This is a genomic window from Corynebacterium sp. 2571A, from assembly GCF_055700935.1.
In genome coordinates this window covers 46,879-68,309 of sequence record NZ_JASTTE010000003.1, presented here as the reverse complement: position 1 = coordinate 68,309, position 21,431 = coordinate 46,879, and the positions used below count along the sequence as shown (strand labels likewise).

Here is a 21,431-nt window from a genome sequence, read left to right as displayed (position 1 = left end):
GCTAGTTCGGGTCCGCGCCCAAAACGCGCCAGGCCCCGCGCAGGCTGACCCCGCGGTCGGCGGCCCAGGCCCAGCCCAGTGCCGCCGTGGACAGGCCGGTGGCCAGCAGGGCGTAAACCTGGTCCATGACGAGGTTGCCCAGGGCGATATCGCGCATCGCGAAGCCGCACAGGAAGGCAAACAGCGTGCACGTCAGCGGCATCAGGCCCGGGGCCAGACGGGGGCGCCAGGCGGCGAAGATAAGCCCGGAGGCCAGCCCCAGGCGCAGGGCCGCGCCCTCGATGAGCGCCGACGCGCCGTCCGGGTCCGCCGTCGGGTCGAGGACCTCGCCGGTGCCCGGCACCATGCCGGAGGACTGCGCGACCATCGCGACGGCCCACGCGGCGCAGATGATGCCGATGACCACTAGGAGGATGCGCGCCATCGCTAGCCCCGCGTGCCGGCGCCCGGCGGTGCGCTGCCATTCGGATTCCACGCCGCCCAAGATGAGATCGGACAAGTCCTGCGGCGGGGCCATGCCCGCATCGGCCGGCTCCACGAAGCTCAGCGAGCGGCTCAGCCGGGCCGCCTTGTCCTGGAAGGCACGGCACTCGGCGCACTCGGCGATGTGGGCGTCGACGACGTTATCGTCCAGCCCGTGGCCCTCCCCGTCCAGGCGCGCCGAGATGGCGGCCTGGACCTGCTCATGCGTCAACACGGTTGAGCACCTCATCCAGGCTGGCCCGCCCCGCGCCGAAGACGACGACCATCAGCAGGGAAACGAACAGGACGCTGACGTATTCGATGCCGCCGTCGGTGGCGAAGAAGCCGTTGCCCCAGTGGGCGAAGTAGAAGGCCCCGCCGACTAGGACCATCAGCACCACGGCGGCGGCCGTGGTCAGCAGGCCGATGACCATCAGCGTGCCGCCGGCTAGCTCCCCGACCGCGGTCAGCCAGGCCAGAATCTGCGGCTGGGGAACGCCCAGGGCGGAGAACTGCCCGACTGTCTCGTCCATGCCGTCGATAAACAGCTTGGTCACCCCGTGGCAGACGAAGACGAGGCCGAGGATCAGCCGCAGCAGGAGCAGCGCGGCATCTCTAACGGCGGGTTTATTCATGAGCATTAGACTACCTTGGTACCACAACTTTGCTAAAGAAAGGCGCCGCGATGACTCACGTGTACCTGCTCGATAGCCCGCTGGGCCGCCTCGCGCTCGCCGGCTCCGACGCCGCCCTGACCCAGCTGGCGCTGCCTGGCGACGAACTGCCGGCCAATGCTACCCCGGGGACCACCGCCGTCTTAGAGGAGGCCGCCGCGCAGCTGCGGGCCTATTTCGCGGGCTCGCGCGAGCCCTTCAACGTGCCGCTGGATCATTCCGGACAGACGCCTTTTACCGCGGCGGTGCTGCGCGAGCTGGCGCGCGTGCGCTACGGCGAGACGCTCAGCTACGGCCAGCTGGCCGCCCGGGCCGGCCAGCCCGCGGCCGTGCGCGCGGTGGGCAACGCGTGCGCGCGCAACCCCCTGCCGCTGTTCGTGCCCTGCCACCGCGTGGTGCGCTCCGACGGCACCCTGGGCAACTACCGCGGCGGCCTGGCCGCCAAGCGATGGCTGCTGGAGCTAGAAGCCGTCTCGGGAACCCAACCGGGCCCGGCGGGAGTCTAAAGGGGTAGCAACCACGCACATTTACCTTCTAGGAGACACTACCGATGGATACCACTGGCACCGGACCGATTACCGGCCCCGACGGGCTCGCGCGCACCCCGTGGGCGGCTGCGGACGCGCTTCTGCGCGACTACTACGACACCGAATGGGGCCTGCCCGTCTACTCGGAGGCGGAGCTTTACGAAAGGCTCGTGCTGGAAGGCTTCCAGAAGGGCCTGTCCTGGCGGCTTATCCTTAGCCGCCGGCCGGCCTTCCGCGCGGCCTTCGCCGGCTTCGATCCGGACGCGGTAGCGGCCTTCGGGGCCGACGACGTCGAGCGCCTGGCGAGCGATGCCACCATCATCCGCAACCGCCGCAAAATCCAGGCGGCCATCGACAACGCCCGCGCCACCGTCGCGCTGCGCGCCGAGGGCGGCCTGAGCGATCTCATCTGGTCCTTCCGGCCCGCAGATACTCCACGGCCCGAGGTGGTAGAAGAAATCCCCACCACTTCAGAGGAATCGACGCAGATGTCGAAGGCGCTGAAGAAGCGGAGATTTAAGTTCGTCGGGCCCACCACCTGCTTCGCGCTGATGGAGGCCATCGGGATGGTCGATACCCACCTGATGGGCTCGCACCGGCGCGGGTGCTCGGGGCTCTGGGACTAGGCCTCGGGGCCAAGCTCTCGGGCTAGGCCTCGGGAGCTAGGCCTTGGGACTAGCTGACGCGGCGGGCGGCCAAGTCGTCGCGGCGGACCGGGGCGCGGTCGCCGGTGGTGTCGTCGTCGTGGTAGTAGACCGGCAGGTGGTCGAAGTCGGGGCTGTCGTCGTCGACCTCGAGGACCACCGCGCCCGGGCGGCGCAGGCTGCGCGGGATGGACAGCTCCTCGTCGGCGGCGTTGCGCACGCCCAGCCGGGCGCGCCGCAGCTGGCGGACGCGGCGGTGGCGCAGGGCCTGCTCCTGGCGCACCTGGGTGCGCAGGGCCACCAGGTAGACCACGGAAAGCACGCCCACCACGGCGGCGGGCAGCCAGCCCCAGCCGCCGACGATGATGCCCAGCGCGACCGTGGCCACGACGGCGACGGCCAGGCCCAGCAGGGTGCGCTGGCGGCGCTGGTAGCGGTCGGTGGACGCGGCCTCGTCGGCCTCCGGGTCCCAGCCGCCGCGGCCCAACCGGCGCTTGGCGAATTCCAGCTCCTCGGCGGACAGCTCGTCGTCGCCGTTGATGTCCGCGTCCTCCGCGTTATGTGCGGCCTCCGCGGTCTCCTCGGCGGCGGAGGCGGTGGCGGCGGCGTCGGCATCGACGGCGCCGGGGTACATCAGATCCACCGGGGAGGTGTAGGAGGCGTCAAGCGGGTAGGCGTCGGCGGCGACCTCGTCGACCTGTGGCGGGTCGAAGTACTCCGCGGCCTCCTCGGCGTCCGCCTCCGCCGCTGCCGCGTCGCGGGCCTCAGCGGCCCGCTCGCCCGAGTCGGCCTCGGCGTTGGCGGTGGTCTCGTCGGTAGCATCGTCGAGCAGGGGCGAATCCACGACCTCGCCGTCGATGGTCTCTTCCTGCGCGGAGACCGGCACCGCCAGGCTGGCCGGCTCGGCGTCGACGATCTCGTAGTCGTCGTCAGCGTTGGTGCGGTGCACGTCCTGCGCGGTCACCCGCGGCTTGCGTCGGCCGGCGACCTTGCCCTGGTCGCCTTCGAAGAGCACCCGGGTGTCCTCGAAGCCGTCCCCGGTATGGCTGACCGGGCGCTGGCCCCGCAGCAGCCACGGCGCCAGGACGAAGAGCCAGACCACCAGGATCAGAATGAGAATGAGGCCAGGAGACACTACGCGCTACCTCTTTCATAGTTTGACGATTGTCACAACCACAGTACTTCGCCGCGGCCGCCTGGCCGGCCTGCGCCACGCCCAATCCGGCGAGCTAATCCAGCACGCCGCCCGCCCGCAGCCGGGAAACGCAGCTATCCGGGAAGTCGTCGCGCACCAGGGCGACGAAGTGGTGGTCGCGCCACTCGCCGTCGATGTGCAGGCTGCGGCGCGCGATGCCCTCCTCGCGGAAGCCGTTGTTAAACAGCACCCGCCCGGAGGCGGCGTTGTTGGGCAAGAACGTGGCCGTCACCCGGTGTATGCCCACCCGCCGGAAGGCGTGGTCGGTGCCCAAGGCGCAGGCCACCGTCGCCAGGTTCCCGCCGGTCATCTCGGAAAAGACCCAGTAGCCGATCCAGCATTCGCTCACGCTGCCGTGCTGGATATTGCCCAGCGTGATCTGCCCGGCAAACCGCCCGTTGCACTCGATGGCAAAGGGCACCACCACCCCCTGGCGCGCCGCCGCGTTCAGGTACCACAGGTGGTTCCACCAGGCCTGGGAGCTGTGGGCGGCGGCCCAGCTGGTGGGCATAGTCGGCTCGACGTGGCGCAGGTAGGCCTCGTCGTGGAGGCGCTGCGCGCGCCAGTCCGCCCCGTCCGCGCGGTGCAGCGGCCGCAGGCGCACCTCGGCCCCGCGCGGGAAGGCGGCGTTCGGGCGGATGTGAACGGTCTCGGTGACCTCCGGCCACCCGGGGTGTTCGATGGCGCGCGACTCCCGCGCCCCGGTGTGGCGCTGCCAGCTGTGCCGCGCCCAGCCGAAGGGGTCGATCATGAGCGCTGGGTGATGAACATGACGTCGACGACGTCGCCGGGGCGGATATCCGTCACGGATTCCGGGACGCGGATGAGCGCGTTGGCCTCGGCCAGCCCGGCCAGCAGGTGGGCCGGCGCCCCGCCCGCGCCGGACAGGCCCTCGACCAGGTAGTCGGCGGTGTCGGCGTCGCGCATCAGGCGGGCGCGGATATAGCCGCGGCGGCCCAGGCGGGAGTCGATATGGTTGACGGCGCGGGCGCGCACCACGCGGCGCGCGGCGTTGCGCTTGCCCAGCGCCAGCCGGATGAGCGGGCGGACGAAGACCTCGAAGACCACCAGGGCCGAAACCGGGTTGGACGAGAGCAAAAACGTCGGGATGCGCTCGTCGCCCAGCAGGCCGAAGCCCTGCACGGAGCCCGGGTGCATGGCCACCCGCGTGGTGTCGATGTCGCCGAGCTGGTCGAGCACCTCGCGGATGGCCGCGGAGCCGGCGCCGCCGACGGCCCCGGAGATCACGATGACCTCGCTGCGCGCGATGTGGGTCTCCAGGTTTTCCCGGATGCGCCGCGGCTCGCCCTCGGCAATGCCCACGCGGGTGACCTCGGCGCCGGCCTCGCGGGCGGCGGCCGCCAGCGCGTAAGAGTTGACGTCGAAGACCTGGCCCAGGCCCGGCTCGCGGTCGATATCCACCAGCTCGCGGCCGAAGGAAATCACGGTCACGCGCGGGCGCGGGTACGCCAGCACCTTCGAGCGCCCCACCGCGGCCAGAAGCCCAATCTGGGCCGGGCCCAGGATGGTGCCGGCGGACACCGCGACGTCGCCGGGTTGGATGTCGTCGCCGACGCGGCGCACGAAGTCGCCGGATCGCACCGGGCGGTGGGCGACCATGCGCTTGCGCCCGCGGTCGGTCCACTCGAGGGGAAGGACGGCATCGGCAAGCGTGGGCAGGGGCGCGCCCGTGTAGACGCGCACGGCCTGCTTCGGCTGGAGGCGCAGCGGCTGCCGGGAACCGGCCGGGACCTCCCCCACCACGGGCAGGGAACGTTCGGTCTCCGGCCGCGGGGTCTCCTCCGCGTCCGGGTCGCGCCGGCCGAGGCCGCGCTCGCCGCCGATATCAACCGCCCGGACGGCGTAGCCATCGATGGCCGCCTGCGGGAAGCCCGGCAGCGGCTGGTGCGCCTGGACCTCCTCGGCGCACTTCAGCCCCAAAGCGTTGGCGATGGCGATCCGCACCGGCTCGGGCGTGACCGCCGCATCGGTGACAAACTCCAGCTGCTCTTCCACAGAACGCATAGCAACGCGCCGCCTTTCCCCGGTTAGTTCTCTGCCAACCCGGTCTCTTGCTCGTACTCCGCAATAATATGCTTGATCGCCTTATACAACGCCGGGCCGTACTTCTCGTCCCGCAGGCCGAAGTCGACGTTGGCGGGGATGTAGCCGCCGGGGTTGCCCAGGTCGTGGCGCTTGCCGCGGTGGACCACCACGTGCACGGGCTCGCCTTCCTGGATGAGCAGCTCGATGGCGTCGGTCAGCTGCAGCTCGCCGCCCTTGCCCGGGCCGATCCGGCGCAGGGCGTCGAAGATCTTGCGGTCCAGCAGGTAGCGGCCGGTGGCCACGAGGTTGGAGGGGGCGTCGGCGGGATCGGGCTTTTCGACCATGCCGACGACCTTCTTCACGCCCGGCGCGTTGGTGTCTTCCACGTCGAAGACGCCGTAGTTGTAGGTCTCCTCGCGGTCGACCTCGAAGGCGCACAGGACTGACCCACCCAGGGCCGCGCGCACGCGCGCCATGTCCTCCATGACAGTGGCGGGCAGGACGATGTCGTCCGGCAACATGACGGCGAAGAAGTCTTCGTCCTCGTCCAGCACGGACTCGGCCAGGCCGACGGCATGCCCCAGGCCCAGCGGCTCGGCCTGCTCGACGGCAATCGGGTGGATAAGATCCGCGGCGCGCTGCACCTTGGCGACCTGCTCGTCCTTGCCGCGGCCGGCCAGGGTCTCGGTCAGGTCGGGGAAGCGCTCGAAGTGGCGCATGACCTCTTGCTTGTTCGGGGCGGTGATAACGGCCAGGCGCTGCGCGCCGACGGAGGCGGCTTCCTCGGCAATGAGCTCGATGCCAGGTGTATCCACTACTGGCAGCAGCTCCTTGGGCACGGTCTTGGTGGCCGGGAGGAAACGCGTCCCCATGCCGGCGGCCGGAACCACTACGGTTTTCACCCCGTGCGGGGTATTCTCGCGCTCGTTAGACATGGATCTGACCTTACCTTCTCGCCTTAGCCGTTTCGGGCACCGATACGCCCTATTAGTATTTAAGTTATGAATTTGCCCTCCCCCGACGCCGACAAGCAAAGCCTGCGCGAGCATTTCCGCGCCGCCCGCCGCGCCCCGGCTGACGATGCCTCCCTCATCGCCCACACCGACAGCTTCCTGCGCGCGCTCGGGCGCCCGCGCGTGGCGGCCTACGCCCCCCTGGCCAGCGAGCCGGGCGGGAAGGCGTGGCTGACAGCGGTCGCGGCGGCCAGCCAGCAGGTGTGGCTGCCGCTGTCGAAGCCCGACGGCACGCTGCTGTGGGCGAGCTACCACGGCGATGAGGCCACGCGGGCGGGGGCGCTGGGCATCGCGGAGCCGGTGGGGCCACAGTTCAATTCCACGGTGCTATCCGGGCTGGACGTGGTGCTGGTGCCGGCGATGGCGGTGGACCGGCGCGGCTTCCGGCTGGGCAAGGGCGCGGGCTACTACGACCGCGCGCTGGCTAGCCTGCCGGCGGGCGGGCCGCTGAAGCTGGCCGTGGTGCGCTCCAGCGAGGTCGTGGACCGGCTGCCGGCCGATGCCCACGACGTGCCCTGCGATGGCACGCTCACCGACGCCGGCGTGGAGCTGTTCTAGTCGCAGAGTTTCCGCGCCGCTTAATTCGGTCGCCCGGGAACCGAGGGCGGGCCGGACGCAGTCTATAAAGGCATGCGGAGTTTAGCTGCTTTTTCTTCCCTGAGACACACCTTGGCCACCCCGGGCCACCCGCGCGCGACGCTTTTAAAGAAGCTGGTGGCCGGCGCGTTGGTGGTCGCCGCCGGACTGGTGGGGCTGAGCGGCTGGAAGGAAAACCCGCGGGTGCCGGTCTTTGCCCGGGAGGTCGCGGCCGGCCAGGAGCTGGCGGCCGAGGACATCGAGTGGCGCTCCCTGCCGCGCGATGCGATCCCGGCCGGCGTAGCCGACCAAGCGGACCCGGCGGAGCTGGCCGGGCGGGTGGTCGTGGCGGCCGGATCAGCCGGCGAGGTGGTCACGGAGTCCCGCCTGCTGGGCGAGGAGCTTACCCACGCGTTGGGGGAATCGGCGGGCCAGGACTACCACTTGGTGCCGATTAAGCTCGCGGAGCCGGATATCGCCGCGCTGCTGACGCACGGGGATACGGTCAGCGTGGTCAGCAACGGTGGGACAGGTGACGGCGGCGAGCTCGCCGGGCCCGGCGCGGCGGAGACCGTCGTGGCGCAGGAAGGAAAAATCGTCTCCACGACCGCCGCGGGAGAGACCGCAGGCTCCCAGGCGGCTACTATTCTAATTGCACTGCCGGCCCCCGCCGCGAAGAAAGTGGCAGCCGCTTCGCTGAGTTATCCGCTCACCGTGGTGGTCACCGGAGACCGAGCAGGCTAACCATCGAAAGGACTTCCGCATGTTGAAGGGCTTTAAAGACTTTATCCTCCGCGGCAACGTGATTGAACTGGCCATCGCCGTCATCATCGGCTCCGCTTTTACCGCCATCGTTACGGCTGTCACCGACTCCCTGATCCAGCCGCTGATCAACTCCTTCGGCTCCGCCGAGGTCGGCGGGCTGGCGTTCCAGATCAAGGCAGACGACCCGACCACCCGCATTGACCTGGGTGCCGTCATCACCGCGGCTATCAACTTCCTGATCATCGCCGCCGTGGTCTACTTCCTCATCGTCATGCCGATGAACAAGCTGGCCGAGGCCGCCAAGCGCCGCAAGGGCATCGACCCCGAGGAGGCCACCCCCACCACCGACGACCTGCTCATCGAAATCCGCGACCTGCTCGCCGCACAGAACAACGTCAGCGACAAGGTCACCGGCCAGACCAGCGAACTGGCCGAGGATTCGGCCGATACCCCGGGCACGCCCGGCGCTTCCGGCGCTTCCGGCGCGTCCGGCACCGCCGGTGACAATGCCTCCGGCAAGCACCGCGCCTAACGCGCACGTTTAATAGTGCGGCGGGATTTGCTCGCGGTAGAAAGCCTCCCCGCGCAGCCCGTCGTCCGCAGGGCCGTCGTTTACTTCGACGGCCCTTTCTGCGTCTGCGGAGCCGGCCGAGTCCGCCGAGTCGAAGGCGGAGACGAACGGTGCCCGGTCCGCCGTCCGGTCGTAGTCGGGGCAGTCGCAGGGACGCACCGCACGCCGCCGCTTCCTGCGCCGGGAATGTGAATCAGTCATCGCACTACGCCGCTTAGTCCACCGAGTACTTCTGCAGCTGGTCGACCAGGTGGTGCACCAGCGGGGTCAGAGTCGCCATGCCGTCGCGGATGGCCGCGCGGGAGGCGGCGACGTTGACCACCACCGTGGACCCGGACACGCCGGCGATGCCGCGGGAGGTGCAGGCATCGACAGCGCCGCAGGCCTGGCCGGAGGACCGCAGGGCCTGGGCGATTCCCGGCACGAGCTGGTCCAGCACAGTGCGGGTGGCCTCCGGGGTCTTGTCGCGCGGGCCCACGCCGGTCCCGCCGACGGTCAGCACCAGGTCCACGCCGCCGACCACGGCCGTCTCGATCGCCTGGCGAATCTTCGACTTCTTGGAGCGCACCACCACTGCCCCATCGACGCGGAAGTTAGCCTCGGCCAACAGCTCCGAGCACAGGCGCCGGTTGTCTTCGGCGTGCTGCTCGGGGTGATCCGTCACGATGACGATGAGCGCGCGGCGCTGGGCGTTCATGGACTCCTCGCGCTCTTGGGCCAATAGGTAGGCGTCGTCCGGACCGGCGATGTCGCGAAGGTTGTCGCGGCTATCGGCGAGCGTGGCTGTGCGGTCGGATTCGCTGGCGTCTACAGGCATTGTTCTCCTTAACGGTGGTGCGGCTTTGCGCTTTAATCTACTCGCTCGACAGCGTTACCTCTACCTGTCGAGTCTCCTCAGTGTCCGGATTCATTACTTCCAGGGTCACTGTCGCCCCGAAGTCCTGGGAGCGGGTCGCGGCGATGAGGGTATCCGAGTCCTCGATGGGGCGATCGCCCAGGCGGGTGATGACGTCACCGGCCTCGATGCCGGCCTCCGCTGCCGGGCTGCCCTCCTCCACCTTGACCACCGGCGCGCCTTGGGTGAGGTTGCGGCCGTCGACCTGCACGCCCAGCATCGGGTGCTTGACCTCGCCGTTGTTGATGAGCTGGTCCGCCATGCGTTTGGCGAAGTTGGACGGGATGGCAAAGCCGAGGCCGATGGAGCCGGCCTCCTGCCCGGACGAGGAGGACAGGGAGGCGATGACGGAGTTCATGCCGACGATGTTGCCGTTCATGTCCACCAGCGGGCCGCCCGAGTTGCCGGGGTTGACGGCGGCGTCGGTCTGGACGGCATCGATAAGCGAGGGCTCGCCGCCGGCCTGGGAGGCGCGCACGGGCCGGTTGACGGCCGAGACGATGCCGGAGGTCACCGTGGCGTTGAGCCCCAGCGGGGAGCCCACGGCCACGACCTGCTGGCCAACGTTGAGCTGGTCGGAGTTCGCGAACTCCAGGTACGGCAGGTTCTCGGCGTCCTTGATCTTGATGACGGCGACGTCAGTGTTGGCGTCGGAGGCCACGACCTCCGCGTCCTTGCGGGAGCCGTCGTTCATGGTGACCTGGATGGCGCCGGCCGACGAGCCCTCCGCGCCCTCGACGACGTGGTGGTTGGTCAACACGTAGCCGTCCGGGGAGATGACAGAGCCCGAGCCTTCGGCCGCGCCGGCCCGGGTGACCACCTGGATGGCCACGACGGCGGGCAGGACCTTCTGGGAAACCTCTTCGATGGAGCCCTCGGCCGGCGCCGGGGCGGATTCGTTGTTCGCAGGCCGGTTGAGGACCTCGTTGACGGTGGACGTCGAATCCTTGCTGCCGGAGCTGCCCACGACCGCGCCGGTAAGCCCGCCCGCACCTACGGCTGCGACCAGCATCATGGCCAGCGCGGTGCCCAGGCCCACGGAGCGCTTCTTCTTGGGCTGCTCGGCGACGGCGCCAGGCGCCCCGGGCTGGCCTTGCGGCTGGGCCTGGGTTTGCGCCTGTGGGTATGGCTGAGTTTGCGGCTGAGTTTGCGGCTCTGGCTGAGCCTGGGCCTGCGGCTGCGGCTGGCCCCACTGCGCGTCGGCCGACTGCCACGACTGGGTGGTCTCAGTGGGCTGCGCGTCCGAGGTGCGCGGCTGGTTCCAGCCCTGCGACTGCGACTGGTGCTGCCCCTGCTGACCGTAGGGGCTCGACGCGCCGGTGGGCTCGGCGTTATGGGGATTGTTGTTGTTCATGGCCGTAGTATCCCTCCCTGACCTTTGGTGCCTCTGACACTCGACTGCTAACAGCTTAAGAGTGTCTGGCAGGTTGCTGTATGAGCCTCGATCTTAGTGACAAGTCCACAATTCAGCCACCGCCCAGGGCACGGGATTGTGCCCGCTGCCTGCGGCTAGTGCGGCACGTTAAGGCGGGCAAGGCTAGCGGGGCGGGCGCTGCTAGCGCTGGTTGAACCAGCGCTTGGCGAACTCGCGCCCGCGCCGCTCCGAGGCCGAGGAGCCGTCCAACCCGGCGGTGGCCGGGTCGGGGTGGGACATGGCATCGTCAGCCTGCCCGCCCGTAGCCGGAGGGCTGCCCGGGAAGAGGATGTCCATGCGCGTGCCGTGGTCATCGGAGTCGCTGATGGTGATGGTGCCCTTGTGGCGCTCGACGACCTGGCGCACGATGGCCAGGCCCAGGCCGGAGCCCGGCATCTTGCGGGCCTCGGCAGAGCGATAGAAGCGCTCAAAGACCTTCTCGCGTTCGGCCTCCGGGATGCCCACGCCGGAGTCGTCGATGCGCAAGCGCGCGGTCTTTTCGTCGACGCGCTGCAGGCGCACGCGGACCGTGCCCGCGGCCGGCGACCACTTGGCGGCGTTGTCCAAAAGGTTGAGCACCGCGCGGCCCAGCGCGAAGGGATCCCCGATGAGCATCCAGGGCTCCAGCTGGACCTGGAACTCGACGTCGGGGCGGCGCCGGCGGGCCCGCTTCAACGAGGAGGCCACGACCTTGTCCAGCGCGACCGGCTCCATCTCTTTGTCCATGGCGTCCTCGCGGGCTAGGTCGACCAGGTCCCCAATGAGCTCGGATAGCTCCGACATCTGTGCCAGCACGTCGGCCTCCAGCTCGGCACGGTCCTGCTCACTGAGGCTGTCCGCGGTGTTGGACTTGTTGAGCATCATCAGCAGCTCGATGTTGGTGCGCATAGAGGTCAGTGGGGTCTTGAGCTCGTGCCCGGCGTCCGCGACGAACTGCGACTGCTTGATGCGCGATTCCTGGAGCGCATCCAGCATGCGGTTAAACGCCACGGCCAGCTGCGCCACGTCGTCAGTGCCCACGACGGAAATCGGGCGCAGGTCTCCGGTGCTGGCCACGTGGTCGATGGCGCGTTTAAGCCGCTGGATGGGGTGCAGGCCGGTCTGGGAGACCCAGACGCCGCCAGCAATGGCGAGCAGGATGCCGATGGCGAAGACCGCGACCAACACCGTGGCCACGATGTCGATGATGTCCTCGGTATCGGCGCGGGAATCGGTAAGCACGACCCAGGAGCCGTCGTTGGCGCGCAGGGAGACCATGTGCATGTCCCCCTCCCGCTCCGTGGTGACGGCGTCCGTGGGCAGGGCTTGGTCGTCGCCGTAGGACGGGCCGTCACCAGCCGGGGAGACCGTGAGCTTAGCCTGCGGGTGCACGGCCTTGAAATTCTCTATCTCGTGTCGCAGGTACTCAGGGTCGCTGTTGGACTGGGTGCGCACGAGCATGGCCTGGGCGTAGGATTCCAAGGCCTCGTCGTCGGCGGCGCGAAGGCAGGCCGCCACCGCCCCGTAGGAACCGGCGCAAATGATCGCCGAAGCCACCGCGACGATGAGCCCAGTCAGGATCGCTAGTCGCCAGCGCAGGGAGGCGCGAGAGGCCCACGGGCGTGAGCTTCCCGTGTAGACGGTCGGCTCATCGGAGGATTTGTCGGGCGGAGCGGAAGCCTGCGCCCGAGACACCGGCTTCCGAGAACTCACGGGGTGTTCTCTCGCAGGACGTAGCCGACGCCGCGGACGGTGTGGATGAGCCGTGACTCGCCTTCAGCTTCGGTCTTTTTGCGCAGGTAGCCGATGTAGACCTCCAGCGCGTTGCCCGAGGTGGGGAAATCATATCCCCACACGCTTTCTAAGATCACGTCACGGGAGAGCACCTTGCGCGGGTTTTCTAACAGCAGCTGCAGAAGAGCGAACTCGGTGCGAGTCAGCGAGATTATGCGCTTGCCGCGCCAGACCTCGCGGGTATCGACGTTGAGGTAAAGATCCTCGAAGGCCAGCTTCGACTCCTTTTCCGGCATGTCCTGGATGGGCTCGGCCGCCGCGCGCCGCGCCAGTGAGCGCACGCGGGCTAGCAGCTCCTCAAGCGCGAAGGGCTTAGGCAGGTAATCATCCGCGCCGGCGTCCAGCCCTGCCACCCGGTCGGAAACGCCGTCGCGGGCGGTCAGCACGAGGATCGGGCGCTCCCAACCTTCACTGCGAAGTGAACGGCACACTTCCAGGCCGTCCATGTTCGGCATCATCACATCAAGGATCATCAAATCCGGGGATTCCCGGTGCACCGTCTCGACCGCCTCAACGCCGTCCGCGGCCAAGATGACCTGGTAGCCGTTGAAGCTCAGCGAACGGCGAAGCGATTCACGCACCGGCTGTTCGTCGTCCACCACGAGAATTTTCATGACTCAATTATGTCCTAAGATAAGTCTTTCCAGAAACCCAGAAAGTAAAAGTAATTTTATTAAGGTTCAGAGCCTAATTAAGGATCGAACAGGGGTACATTTAGCTGCAAAAACAACGCAACGCCCCCACAAACCTGAGGGAAAGATAATAAAGAAAGCGCCCCGGCTACCCTTATTCGGGGTAACTCGGGGCGCGAGGGGCCGGGTAGCTACCGGCCCGGTCTTAACGACCTAGAAACTCTTAGAACTGCTCCACGTCGACTAGGCCGAGCTTAGCGGCCTTGACCAGGCGGCGCGGGATACGCACGGTCTGGCCGTCGATGGTGACTTCCTGGAGGTCAACGTTGTCGGCCTTCCACTGGGAGCGGCGCGAGCGGGTGTTCGCGCGGGACATCTTGAACTTAGGAGTTGCCATTTTCTTCTATCCTCCTTACGCGTTCTTCTTCTTGCGGCGAGCCATGCCACCGAAGCGCTGGTTGAAGCGCTCGACACGGCCGGCGGTGTCCATCACGCGCTGTGCACCGGTCCAGAACGGGTGCGACTCGGCGGTAACGTCGACCACGATGAGCGGGTACTCGTTGCCGTCCTCCCACTCAACGGTGCGCTCGGAGGAGGCGGTGGACTTGGTCAGGAAGCGGGTACCAGTACCGGCGTCCTGGAAGACCACCGGGTGGTAATCCGGGTGGATATCTTTCTTCATGCGAATTCCCTCAGGGTTGAAACTTCGGGTCGGTTCCCCACTATCGCCGGAGCCTAAAAACTAGGCCTAGGCGGCGGGGATCGTGCCCGAGTTGGGTTTTCTAACGGACAAACAGCTACCGGCGGAGCCAGCCCGCGCGATAGCAACTCGAATTATCATACAGCCGACCTGCCCTTTTCCCAAATCTCCCCCGGCGCCAAACAACATGCCGCCACAGCAATCACAATCACCCCGCCCACCACCGCCGTACAGCAGGCTTGTGCAGCTGGCCCATGCAACTGGCCTCACCGGGCGACAGGACCCGCGAGCAGCCGTGCGACGAAAAAGGGCACGGAACCGTCGGCAAACTAATGTCGGAGAAGAGATAAAAAGAAATAGAGGTATAGCGGGAACGTCTAAGCCCCGAACACGCATTAATCTGGAGCCGGAGGAAGGCTCGCACGAGGCGATTAGGAAATTCGGGCGCTAGGAGGTAAGGTTTTCCCTTGCTGTTGTCACAATGTACGTTTACGCCCCGTCTACTGCAATGAAACGGCGTGATTTTTTAAATCGCTCATCCTCACATTCCGAGCGGAGCAAGCCTTTGAGGCGCTCGATCACGTGGTTTTAATTAGCCAAGATGTGGGCGGCTAGGAGAAAGAAGACCCATGTCGGCTATTTGCCAGGTAACGGGCCGCAAGCCGCAATTCGGCAAGCAGGTCTCGCACTCGCACCGCCGCACCTCGCGCCGTTGGAACCCCAACGTGCAGCGTCGTCGGTACTACCTGCCCTCTGAGGGCCGTACCATCACCCTGAATGTCTCTACCAAGGGCATGAAGATCATCGACCGCGACGGCATCGAGTCCGTCGTCGCCAAGATCCGAGCACGTGGGGAGAAGATCTAAAGATGGCACGTAACGATATTCGCCCGATCATCAAGCTGAAGTCCACCGCGGGCACTGGTTACACCTACGTGACCCGTAAGAACAAGCGCAACAACCCGGATCGCATCACCCTGAAGAAGTTCGATCCGATCGCCCGCAAGCACGTCGAATTCCGCGAGGAGCGATAATCAATGGCTAAGAAGTCCAAGATCGCTAAGAACGAGCAGCGCAAGGAAATCGTCGCCCGCTACGCGGAGCGTCGCGCTGAGCTCAAGGCAATCATCAAGAACCCGAACACCTCGGACGAGGACCGTTTGGAGGCACAGTTCGAGCTGAACCGTCAGCCGCGCGACGCCTCCAAGTCCCGCATCCGTAACCGCGACGCCCACGATGGCCGTCCGCGCGGTTACCTCCGCAAGTTCGGCCTGTCCCGTGTCCGCATGCGCGGCATGGCTCACCGCGGTGAGCTGCCGGGCGTTCGTAAGTCCAGCTGGTAAAGGGGAATTGCAACAATGAAGCGCAATAACCACAAGAAGTTCCGGATGGAGCAGACCCGCCGTCCGAAGAAGAACCCGTTGAAGGCAGAGGGCATCGAGAAGGTGGACTACAAGGACACCAAGACCCTCCGTCTGTTCATCTCTGACCGCCACAAGATTCGTTCGCGTCGCGTCACCGGTCTGACCCCGCAGCAGCAGCGTCAGGTTGCTACCGCGGTCAAGAACGCTCGCGAAATGGCTCTCCTGCCGTTCACCACCCGCTAAACAATTAAGTAGCAGGGTTTCAACAGCGCACTTTTGCCGCTGGCAAGTGTGACACGGTAAAAGAATCTTAACCCAAACGCCGTCGCCGGCACCCCGCCCTTCACGGGCACGGGGTCGCCGCGGCGGCGTTTGGCGTATCCGGAGCGCATCCCCGCCGCGGCCACCCGTTAGACTGTAGGCAGATTTCATCCACCCCGCATAAGAAAGGCGCGTTGCTTATGGCCTTGCACCCGTCACTAGTCGAACTCGCCGAGGAGGCGGGGCGCTGCGAGTCCCTGCCCGCCGCGCGCGGCATCCTGGCCGAGTCCCACGAGCTCGCCCGCAACGCCCTCCACCACCGCGCGGACGCGCAAGAGCTGGCCGCCTGGTACTCCCGCGTGGTCCACGGCGTGGTCTACTCCCCCGCGGTCGACTCCCCGGTCCGCCTGACCGGCCCCATCGCCCGCGGCGACGGCCTGCCGGGCCTGCCCGTGGACTACCTGGGCCCGGCTAACGCGGACTTGGACGACCTATTGTCCTCGGTCGACATCGAGCCGCGTGCCGTAGAAGACGCCCTGATCTACCGCGCGGATGCGGGCCTGACGTTGCCGGAGGAGGCATCGGCAGCGCTGCTGCGCCAGGCGCTGGGCACGCAGCCACCGGCGCTGCAGTTGGTCAACGGCCTGCCGGACCCCGATGCGGCCGTGGACATCCAGAACTTCCTGCTGGTGCCCATCGCGTCCGTGGCTCGCTGGGCAGCACCGGCGCCGCGGCCGACGGCGGACCGGCTGGCGATCGGCACGGAGAAGCAGCTGCTGACCCCCGCCGAGGGCGAGGCTCTGACACTGGCCTGGCGCACGGGCCTGGAGCTGTATCTGCGGGCCTGGCTCAACCACGCGGGCACCCGTAGGCAGCGCCTGGCGGACCTGCCGCCGTTGGACCGCACGGCCTACGGCTCGGCGTGCCGGACGGTGTCGGCAACATTACAGGGTATTGCCGCCCGCGCGTCCTAGCGCGATGGCCTTTAAGATATAAGGTTGATATGTTCTTCGGTTCGTTGATGTCCGAGTCTCAGGCGAAAAGGAAGGTGTTTTAGGTCTATGGCTGGTGCAGTTGGCAGGCCGCGGAAGAATTCTCCGCGACGTCGGGGTAGCACCGCGCGCGAAGAGATCCTGGACGCCTCCTCCGAGCTGTTTACCACCCAGGGCTTCGCCACGACCTCGACCCACCAGATCGCCGAAGCCGTCGGTATCCGGCAGGCCTCGCTCTACTACCATTTCCCGTCGAAGACCGAGATCTTTCTGACGCTGCTGAACTCGACCATCGAGCCCTCCCTCGACCTGGCCGATGATCTCGCTCAGCTGGAGACCACCCCGGAGCTGCGCCTGTGGGCGCTAGTGGCCGCGGAGTCCCGCCTGCTTTTGACCAGCGGCTGGAACGTCGGCCGGCTCTACCAGCTGCCGGTGGCGAACTCGGAGGAATTCGCCGAGTACCACCAGTCCCGCGCGCGCCTGGAGCACCATTTCCAGACCTTCGCCGCGGCGTTGGTCGGCGAGCAGGACCCGCGCATCACCCTGCCGTTCCACATCGCACTGTCGGTTATTGAGATGCGCGGCAACGACGGCACTCCCCCGTTCGCGGCCTCCGACCAGACCGTGCCAGAGACCGCCGTCATGCTTGCCGATGCCTCCTTGGCCGTCCTCGGTGCCGAACTTCCCGATGACCGCGTCGCGGCCACCCTGAAGCTGCTCGAGTCCCGCTCGGACTCCATCTCCGCGGCCGCCGCCGCTGCGGCCGACCGGCGGAAGAAGAAAAAGAAGCGCTAGTCCCGCGGCCCCTCGACCACTTCGTGGGTCTGGATCTCACCCTTGCACCAGCGCCCCACGGCCCCGCTCAACAGCAGGGCACCGACGGCGCTATGGGCGACAAACGGCAGCGTGAACATGACCCAGTCCGCGGCGCCGAAGCCGACCATCACGAAAAGCTCCACCACCGCAAAGCCGAGGGTTTCCACCGCCAGCAGCACGTTTTGGCCGCCGCGGGCAGGATAAAGCACGTCGTGGAGCACGCGCCCGGCCCAGAGGATGTTAACCAAGACGAAGACGGCCAGCACCAGCAGGTAGAGGCTGTTGAAGGACGTGTCCAGCAGCGCCGCGAACTCGTCGAAGACCCCGCCGCGGCTATAGGCGGTGCTGCCGGCGCTGTCGACGGCGAAGATGACGGCCATGCACACGAAACCAACCAGCAGCACCGCCGGCACGACGGCCGCAATGGCCAGCACGGTCTTGACCACTCCCGGCGCAGCACCAAAGCGCGCCAGCGGCGCCCCGGTGGGCTCAACCTCGGCGACCCGGCGGGTTACGGTGGACAGGGTCTGATACCGCGGCTTCTCTTCCGGGGCGTCCGGGAATTGACCGCGCTCAGCCAGGTGGATGAGGTCCCCGATGCCCATCGGGCGGGCCGCGCTATCGGCGAGCCGGGCGTCGTACTGGGCGCGCCGGCGCTCCTCGCCCAGGATGGCCCGGGCGGTGGCGGTCTCGTGGAAGCGCGGGTCGGACATCCCGGCGCCTTGGTCCTCGAGAGCCTGCAGAGCGGCGCTGAGCTCGGCGTTAAGCTGGTCCGAGGACTCGGCCGGGTTAAGGCCCAGGCTCTCGTAGAGGTTATAGTGCTGCGTCATGCCGTGTGGGCCTCCTTAAAGCTCGTCTTTCCTCCCTACAGACTAGGCCTTAAGCCTTATGCGTCCTGCACCCGGGAGGAGGCTAGGCCGCCGAGTCGGTCTTCTCCCCGGTCAGCAGGTAGACCAGGTAGTCGAGCTGCTCCTGGGCGGCCTCATAGGTGCCGTCTGCGGGGCGGGAGAATACCGCCATGCCTATCTCCTTGCCGTCCAGCTTCACGTGGCCGAGCTGCACGACGCTGTAGAAGCCGTCATCATCCGGCCCCCAGCCGCCCTTGATGGCCGCGCCCGGGATAGCCCGCAGCCCGTAGTCCTGCAGGGGGTCCGGGGTCTGCATGGCCTCGATGACCGAGTCCGCGTCATCGACCTCCGGCAGCTGCGCGGCGAAGGTGGCCTGCTCTTTCAACCCCCACTCGGTCTGGCCGAAGGGGGTAAACCCGTCCCGGGTTATCTTGCCCTGGACCTTAGTGACGGTGTCGCCGCCCTCGCGCAGCACCGCCTGGGTCTGCTCCACGGCGGTCTCGGCCGCTCCCAGGCTGCCCCAGAGCGCCTGCGCGGAGTCGTTGTCGGAATAAGTGATGGCGGCCTCGACGAGGTCAGGGTCCGCGGTGCCGGCCTGGCAGGCGGCGATGGCAATCGGCACCTTTGCCGTCGACCAGGCCGCAAACCCCGTGGTGGTGCCGGCGCTGATGAGCTCGTCGGGGGTGGCCACCGCGACGCCGACGTCGCCGCCGAATTTGTCGGTGGCGGCGGCTACCGCGCGCTTGAGCGCTTTTTCGTCGAGGCCGTCAGGGAAAGCCGCAGCGCGTGCCGCGCTGGTATTCCGCGTCGGCGGCGCCGAATCCTCAACCTCGCCGCCGCTGCAGGCTACCAGCAGGGCGCTGGCGGCGAGACCGGAGACGGTGGCGGCCGAGTGCTTGTTCACGAGATATTCACCACCGCGCCGTCACCGCCGCGGCAAATAACCGCGGTCGCGTCGCCGGTGCACTGCATCTTGTACCACTGCCCCGTGACAGGGCTGTAGGCCTCCACCGGCGTGTTCGGGTCGCCGGACTGGGCAAAAGCTGCGCTAAAAGCGGAATAGACCGAGTCCGCAAAGGCCGCAGAGGTCTGGTTGTTACCAGGCGCGGCGGAGCGGTATCCCTCAGGCGCCGGCGTCTCACGGGTCGGCTCACTGGCGCGCGTCGCCGGCGCGGCCGCGGCCGCCCGGTCGCTCGAGCGGGCCCCCGATGAGCGCGCGGAAGACCGCGCGGAGGACGAAGCCGAAGACGATGCAGACGAACTCGACTCCGCGGCGGAAGAGGCGGCGCTAGAGCTACTAGTTTCCGAAGAGGTCTCCGAGGTCTCGGCCGGGCTCGAGGAACTGGCCGCGGGCGCGGGCGCGGGCTCGTCTTCGTCGGTGGACGACATACCAAGCCACCCGCGCTGGAGGCTCAGCGCGGCGATAATAGCGACCACGATGATGGCCGCAAGAATTCCGAAGGCACCGATGAGCGCGCCTCGTCCCGGAGCGCGGCGCGGCTCCTCGCCCGCGCTCACCACCGGCAGCTCCGCGGTGACCGGCTCCTGAGGATCATTCCCCGGGCCGGGTCCCGCTCCTTGCGTGTCCGCCATGTTTCTCCCTTGTCTAGGTCTGCGATTAGTAAATCTAACACGTACCTCGAGCGCCGGTGCGGCCTGCCGGGGCCCGGGGAGAAAGCCAACGCCTTAAATGCCTAGTGTGCGAAGTGGCGGGTGCCGGTGAAGTACATCGTCACGCCGGCCTCCTGGGCGGCGGCGATGACCTCCTCGTCGCGGATGGAGCCGCCCGGCTGAACGACGGCGGTCACGCCGGCATCAATGAGCACCTGCAGGCCGTCAGCGAACGGGAAGAAGGCGTCGGAGGCAGCGAAGGAACCGCGGGCGCGTTCCTCGCCGTCCTCGGCCAGGGTGTTGGCGCGCTCGACGGCCAGCTTGGCCGAGTCCACGCGGTTGACCTGGCCCATGCCCACGCCGACGGTGGCGTTGTCGCGGGCCAAAAGGATGGCGTTGGACTTGACCGCGCGGACGCTGCGCCAGGCGAATTCCAGCTGGGACAGGGCCTCGGAGTCGAGCTCCTCGCCGGCGGCCAGGGTCCAGTTCTCCGCCTGGTCGCCCTCGGCCTGGTAGGCGTCGACGTCCTGGACCAGCACGCCGCCGGAGATCGGGCGCTCCTCCTCGGCGGCCTCGTCGCGCTCGGCGCGCAGGATGCGCAGGTTCTTCTTGGTCTGCAGCAGCTCCAGGGCATCGTCAGCGTAGCTGGGGGCGATGACGACCTCGGTGAAGACCGGCTTGATCTGCTCGGCCATCTCCAGGGTGACCTCGCGGTTGGCAGCGATGACCCCGCCGTAGGCGGACATCGGGTCGCAGGCGTGGGCGGCCTTGTGCGCGGCCGCGATGTTCTCGTCGTCGGCGCCAATGCCGCAGGGGTTGGCGTGCTTGATGATGGCCACGCACGGGCGCTCGTGATCCCAGGCGGCGCGCCAGGCGGCGTTGGCGTCCTGGTAGTTGTTGTAGCTCATCTCCTTGCCGCCGAGCTGCTCCGCATTCGCCAGGCCCTTGCCGTCGCGGTTACGCACCACGCGGGCGGCCTGGTGCGGGTTCTCGCCGTAGCGCAGGGCGGTCGTGCCAGAATCCGCGTCCGCGCCCTGGGTGCGGAACCAGCCGGCAACGTCCGCGTCGTACTGGGCGGTGTGGGAGAAGGCCTCGGCGGCGAGCTGGAAGCGCTCCTGCTGGTCGAAGCCGCCGTTGGACAGCGCGTCGATGACGGAGTCATAGCGGTTCGGGTTGACCACGACGGCGACCGAGGCGTGGTTCTTCGCCGCGGCGCGCACCATGGACGGCCCGCCGATGTCGATCTTTTCCACGCAGGCGTCGTAATCCGCGCCGGAGGCCACCGTCTCCGCGAACGGGTACAGGTTCACCACGACCAGCTGGAAGGGCTCGATGTCCAGGTCCTTGATCTGGGCGAGGTGGTCTTCCTTGCGCGTGTCGGCCAGGATGCCGGCGTGCACGCGCGGGTGCAGCGTCTTCACTCGGCCTTCCAGGCACTCCGGGAAGCCGGTCAGCTTCTCGACCGGGGTCACGTCGATGCCCAGGTCGGCGATCCGGCTGGCGGTGGAGCCGGTGGAGACAATCTCCACGCCGGCATCGGCTAGGGCGCGAGCCAGGTCTTCCAGCCCGGTCTTGTCGTAGACGCTAATCAGCGCGCGTTTGATGGGCTTGCGTTCGTCGCTCATGGATTCGTCTTGCCTTCCTGACAGAAAA

The 21,431-nt window shown here is 67.7% G+C and carries 28 protein-coding genes; 11 read left to right on the top strand and 17 right to left on the bottom strand.

Features of this window, described 5'->3' with window-relative positions:
• Position 1 precedes the first annotated feature (1 nt).
• Both QQS53_RS06795 and QQS53_RS06790 read right to left on the bottom strand, forming a co-directional pair.
• Positions 2-697: a zf-HC2 domain-containing protein gene (locus tag QQS53_RS06795; RefSeq protein ID WP_472775122.1), complete on the bottom strand. Its 696-nt coding sequence runs from the start codon at positions 695-697 to the stop codon at positions 2-4.
• Positions 684-1,097 (bottom strand): DoxX family protein, encoded by a 414-nt coding sequence (locus QQS53_RS06790; RefSeq protein WP_448872874.1) that lies wholly within the window; start codon positions 1,095-1,097, stop codon positions 684-686. Before QQS53_RS06790 ends, QQS53_RS06795 begins: the two co-directional genes overlap by 14 nt.
• Positions 1,098-1,147: 50 nt before the next feature.
• Between QQS53_RS06790 and QQS53_RS06785 the strand changes: the two genes are divergently transcribed.
• Positions 1,148-1,642 (top strand): methylated-DNA--[protein]-cysteine S-methyltransferase, encoded by a 495-nt coding sequence (locus QQS53_RS06785; RefSeq protein WP_472775121.1) that lies wholly within the window; start codon positions 1,148-1,150, stop codon positions 1,640-1,642.
• Between the two features lie 44 nt (positions 1,643-1,686).
• Entirely contained in the window at positions 1,687-2,289 is a 603-nt protein-coding gene (locus tag QQS53_RS06780) for a DNA-3-methyladenine glycosylase I (RefSeq protein ID WP_472775120.1), read from the top strand.
• Between the two features lie 49 nt (positions 2,290-2,338).
• Here QQS53_RS06780 and sepX read toward each other — a convergent pair whose 3' ends face one another.
• The 4 genes from sepX to QQS53_RS06760 form a co-directional block, all read right to left on the bottom strand.
• Positions 2,339-3,442 carry a divisome protein SepX/GlpR gene (sepX, locus tag QQS53_RS06775; RefSeq protein ID WP_472775119.1) on the bottom strand — a complete coding sequence of 368 codons (1,104 nt, stop codon included), beginning with the start codon at positions 3,440-3,442 and terminating at the stop codon, positions 2,339-2,341.
• 94 nt (positions 3,443-3,536) lie between these two features.
• Positions 3,537-4,253 (bottom strand): GNAT family N-acetyltransferase, encoded by a 717-nt coding sequence (locus tag QQS53_RS06770; RefSeq protein ID WP_472775118.1) that lies wholly within the window; start codon positions 4,251-4,253, stop codon positions 3,537-3,539.
• Positions 4,250-5,527 (bottom strand): molybdotransferase-like divisome protein Glp, encoded by a 1,278-nt coding sequence (gene glp, locus QQS53_RS06765; protein WP_472775117.1) that lies wholly within the window; start codon positions 5,525-5,527, stop codon positions 4,250-4,252. Before glp ends, QQS53_RS06770 begins: the two co-directional genes overlap by 4 nt.
• A gap of 23 nt (positions 5,528-5,550) precedes the next feature.
• The gene (locus QQS53_RS06760) at positions 5,551-6,483 is read right to left on the bottom strand and encodes a UTP--glucose-1-phosphate uridylyltransferase (protein ID WP_448872529.1); all 933 of its coding nucleotides are present in this window, start codon (positions 6,481-6,483) and stop codon (positions 5,551-5,553) included.
• A gap of 66 nt (positions 6,484-6,549) precedes the next feature.
• Between QQS53_RS06760 and QQS53_RS06755 the strand changes: the two genes are divergently transcribed.
• The 3 genes from QQS53_RS06755 (at position 6,550) to mscL (ending at position 8,434) form a co-directional block, all read left to right on the top strand.
• Entirely contained in the window at positions 6,550-7,119 is a 570-nt protein-coding gene (locus tag QQS53_RS06755; RefSeq protein WP_472775116.1) for a 5-formyltetrahydrofolate cyclo-ligase, read from the top strand.
• Positions 7,120-7,191: 72 nt separating this feature from the next.
• Entirely contained in the window at positions 7,192-7,881 is a 690-nt protein-coding gene (locus tag QQS53_RS06750) for an SAF domain-containing protein (protein ID WP_472775115.1), read from the top strand.
• A 19-nt stretch (positions 7,882-7,900) separates the two neighbouring features.
• Positions 7,901-8,434 (top strand): large-conductance mechanosensitive channel protein MscL, encoded by a 534-nt coding sequence (gene mscL / locus QQS53_RS06745; RefSeq protein WP_472775114.1) that lies wholly within the window; start codon positions 7,901-7,903, stop codon positions 8,432-8,434.
• A gap of 9 nt (positions 8,435-8,443) precedes the next feature.
• Here the strand turns inward: mscL and QQS53_RS06740 are convergent, their stop codons facing one another.
• From QQS53_RS06740 to QQS53_RS06710, 7 genes are all read right to left on the bottom strand, one after another.
• Positions 8,444-8,674 carry a hypothetical protein gene (locus QQS53_RS06740; protein ID WP_472775113.1) on the bottom strand — a complete coding sequence of 77 codons (231 nt, stop codon included), beginning with the start codon at positions 8,672-8,674 and terminating at the stop codon, positions 8,444-8,446.
• Positions 8,675-8,687: 13 nt separating this feature from the next.
• Positions 8,688-9,290: a MogA/MoaB family molybdenum cofactor biosynthesis protein gene (locus QQS53_RS06735; RefSeq protein ID WP_448872539.1), complete on the bottom strand. Its 603-nt coding sequence runs from the start codon at positions 9,288-9,290 to the stop codon at positions 8,688-8,690.
• Positions 9,291-9,327: 37 nt separating this feature from the next.
• Positions 9,328-10,722 carry a S1C family serine protease gene (locus QQS53_RS06730; RefSeq protein WP_472775112.1) on the bottom strand — a complete coding sequence of 465 codons (1,395 nt, stop codon included), beginning with the start codon at positions 10,720-10,722 and terminating at the stop codon, positions 9,328-9,330.
• A gap of 201 nt (positions 10,723-10,923) precedes the next feature.
• Positions 10,924-12,474 (bottom strand): HAMP domain-containing sensor histidine kinase, encoded by a 1,551-nt coding sequence (locus QQS53_RS06725; protein WP_472775111.1) that lies wholly within the window; start codon positions 12,472-12,474, stop codon positions 10,924-10,926.
• Positions 12,471-13,169 (bottom strand): response regulator transcription factor, encoded by a 699-nt coding sequence (locus tag QQS53_RS06720; RefSeq protein ID WP_472775110.1) that lies wholly within the window; start codon positions 13,167-13,169, stop codon positions 12,471-12,473. Before QQS53_RS06720 ends, QQS53_RS06725 begins: the two co-directional genes overlap by 4 nt.
• Before the next feature lie 241 nt (positions 13,170-13,410).
• Positions 13,411-13,584 (bottom strand): 50S ribosomal protein L32, encoded by a 174-nt coding sequence (gene rpmF, locus QQS53_RS06715; RefSeq protein WP_070767890.1) that lies wholly within the window; start codon positions 13,582-13,584, stop codon positions 13,411-13,413.
• Positions 13,585-13,599: 15 nt separating this feature from the next.
• Positions 13,600-13,869 (bottom strand): type B 50S ribosomal protein L31, encoded by a 270-nt coding sequence (locus tag QQS53_RS06710; protein ID WP_070767891.1) that lies wholly within the window; start codon positions 13,867-13,869, stop codon positions 13,600-13,602.
• Positions 13,870-14,516: 647 nt separating this feature from the next.
• Between QQS53_RS06710 and rpmB the strand changes: the two genes are divergently transcribed.
• The 6 genes from rpmB (at position 14,517) to QQS53_RS06680 (ending at position 17,298) form a co-directional block, all read left to right on the top strand.
• A complete protein-coding gene (gene rpmB / locus QQS53_RS06705) occupies positions 14,517-14,753 on the top strand; it encodes a 50S ribosomal protein L28 (protein ID WP_070767892.1) in 237 nt (78 codons plus the stop codon).
• Between the two features lie 2 nt (positions 14,754-14,755).
• Positions 14,756-14,920, top strand: coding sequence for a 50S ribosomal protein L33 (gene rpmG / locus QQS53_RS06700; protein WP_005279910.1), 165 nt, complete (start codon positions 14,756-14,758; stop codon positions 14,918-14,920).
• A gap of 3 nt (positions 14,921-14,923) precedes the next feature.
• Positions 14,924-15,229 carry a 30S ribosomal protein S14 gene (gene rpsN / locus QQS53_RS06695; RefSeq protein ID WP_070767893.1) on the top strand — a complete coding sequence of 102 codons (306 nt, stop codon included), beginning with the start codon at positions 14,924-14,926 and terminating at the stop codon, positions 15,227-15,229.
• 15 nt (positions 15,230-15,244) lie between these two features.
• Positions 15,245-15,493: a 30S ribosomal protein S18 gene (gene rpsR, locus QQS53_RS06690; RefSeq protein WP_070767894.1), complete on the top strand. Its 249-nt coding sequence runs from the start codon at positions 15,245-15,247 to the stop codon at positions 15,491-15,493.
• Positions 15,494-15,711: 218 nt separating this feature from the next.
• On the top strand, positions 15,712-16,485 hold the full coding sequence (locus QQS53_RS06685; protein WP_472775109.1) for a hypothetical protein: 774 nt from the start codon (positions 15,712-15,714) through the stop codon (positions 16,483-16,485).
• 87 nt (positions 16,486-16,572) lie between these two features.
• Positions 16,573-17,298, top strand: coding sequence for a TetR/AcrR family transcriptional regulator (locus QQS53_RS06680; protein WP_296204451.1), 726 nt, complete (start codon positions 16,573-16,575; stop codon positions 17,296-17,298).
• Here QQS53_RS06680 and QQS53_RS06675 read toward each other — a convergent pair.
• From QQS53_RS06675 to purH, 4 genes are all read right to left on the bottom strand, one after another.
• Positions 17,295-18,149 carry a hypothetical protein gene (locus tag QQS53_RS06675; RefSeq protein WP_472775108.1) on the bottom strand — a complete coding sequence of 285 codons (855 nt, stop codon included), beginning with the start codon at positions 18,147-18,149 and terminating at the stop codon, positions 17,295-17,297. The two genes, QQS53_RS06680 and QQS53_RS06675, sit on opposite strands and share 4 nt — an antisense overlap.
• Positions 18,150-18,231: 82 nt before the next feature.
• Positions 18,232-19,071, bottom strand: a complete 840-nt coding sequence (locus tag QQS53_RS06670; protein WP_472775107.1) for a serine hydrolase — start codon at positions 19,069-19,071, stop codon at positions 18,232-18,234.
• Positions 19,068-19,760: a hypothetical protein gene (locus tag QQS53_RS06665; RefSeq protein ID WP_472775106.1), complete on the bottom strand. Its 693-nt coding sequence runs from the start codon at positions 19,758-19,760 to the stop codon at positions 19,068-19,070. The genes QQS53_RS06670 and QQS53_RS06665 overlap by 4 nt, the downstream gene beginning before the upstream one ends.
• Before the next feature lie 101 nt (positions 19,761-19,861).
• Positions 19,862-21,403, bottom strand: coding sequence for a bifunctional phosphoribosylaminoimidazolecarboxamide formyltransferase/IMP cyclohydrolase (purH, locus tag QQS53_RS06660; RefSeq protein WP_472775105.1), 1,542 nt, complete (start codon positions 21,401-21,403; stop codon positions 19,862-19,864).
• Positions 21,404-21,431 lie beyond the last annotated feature (28 nt).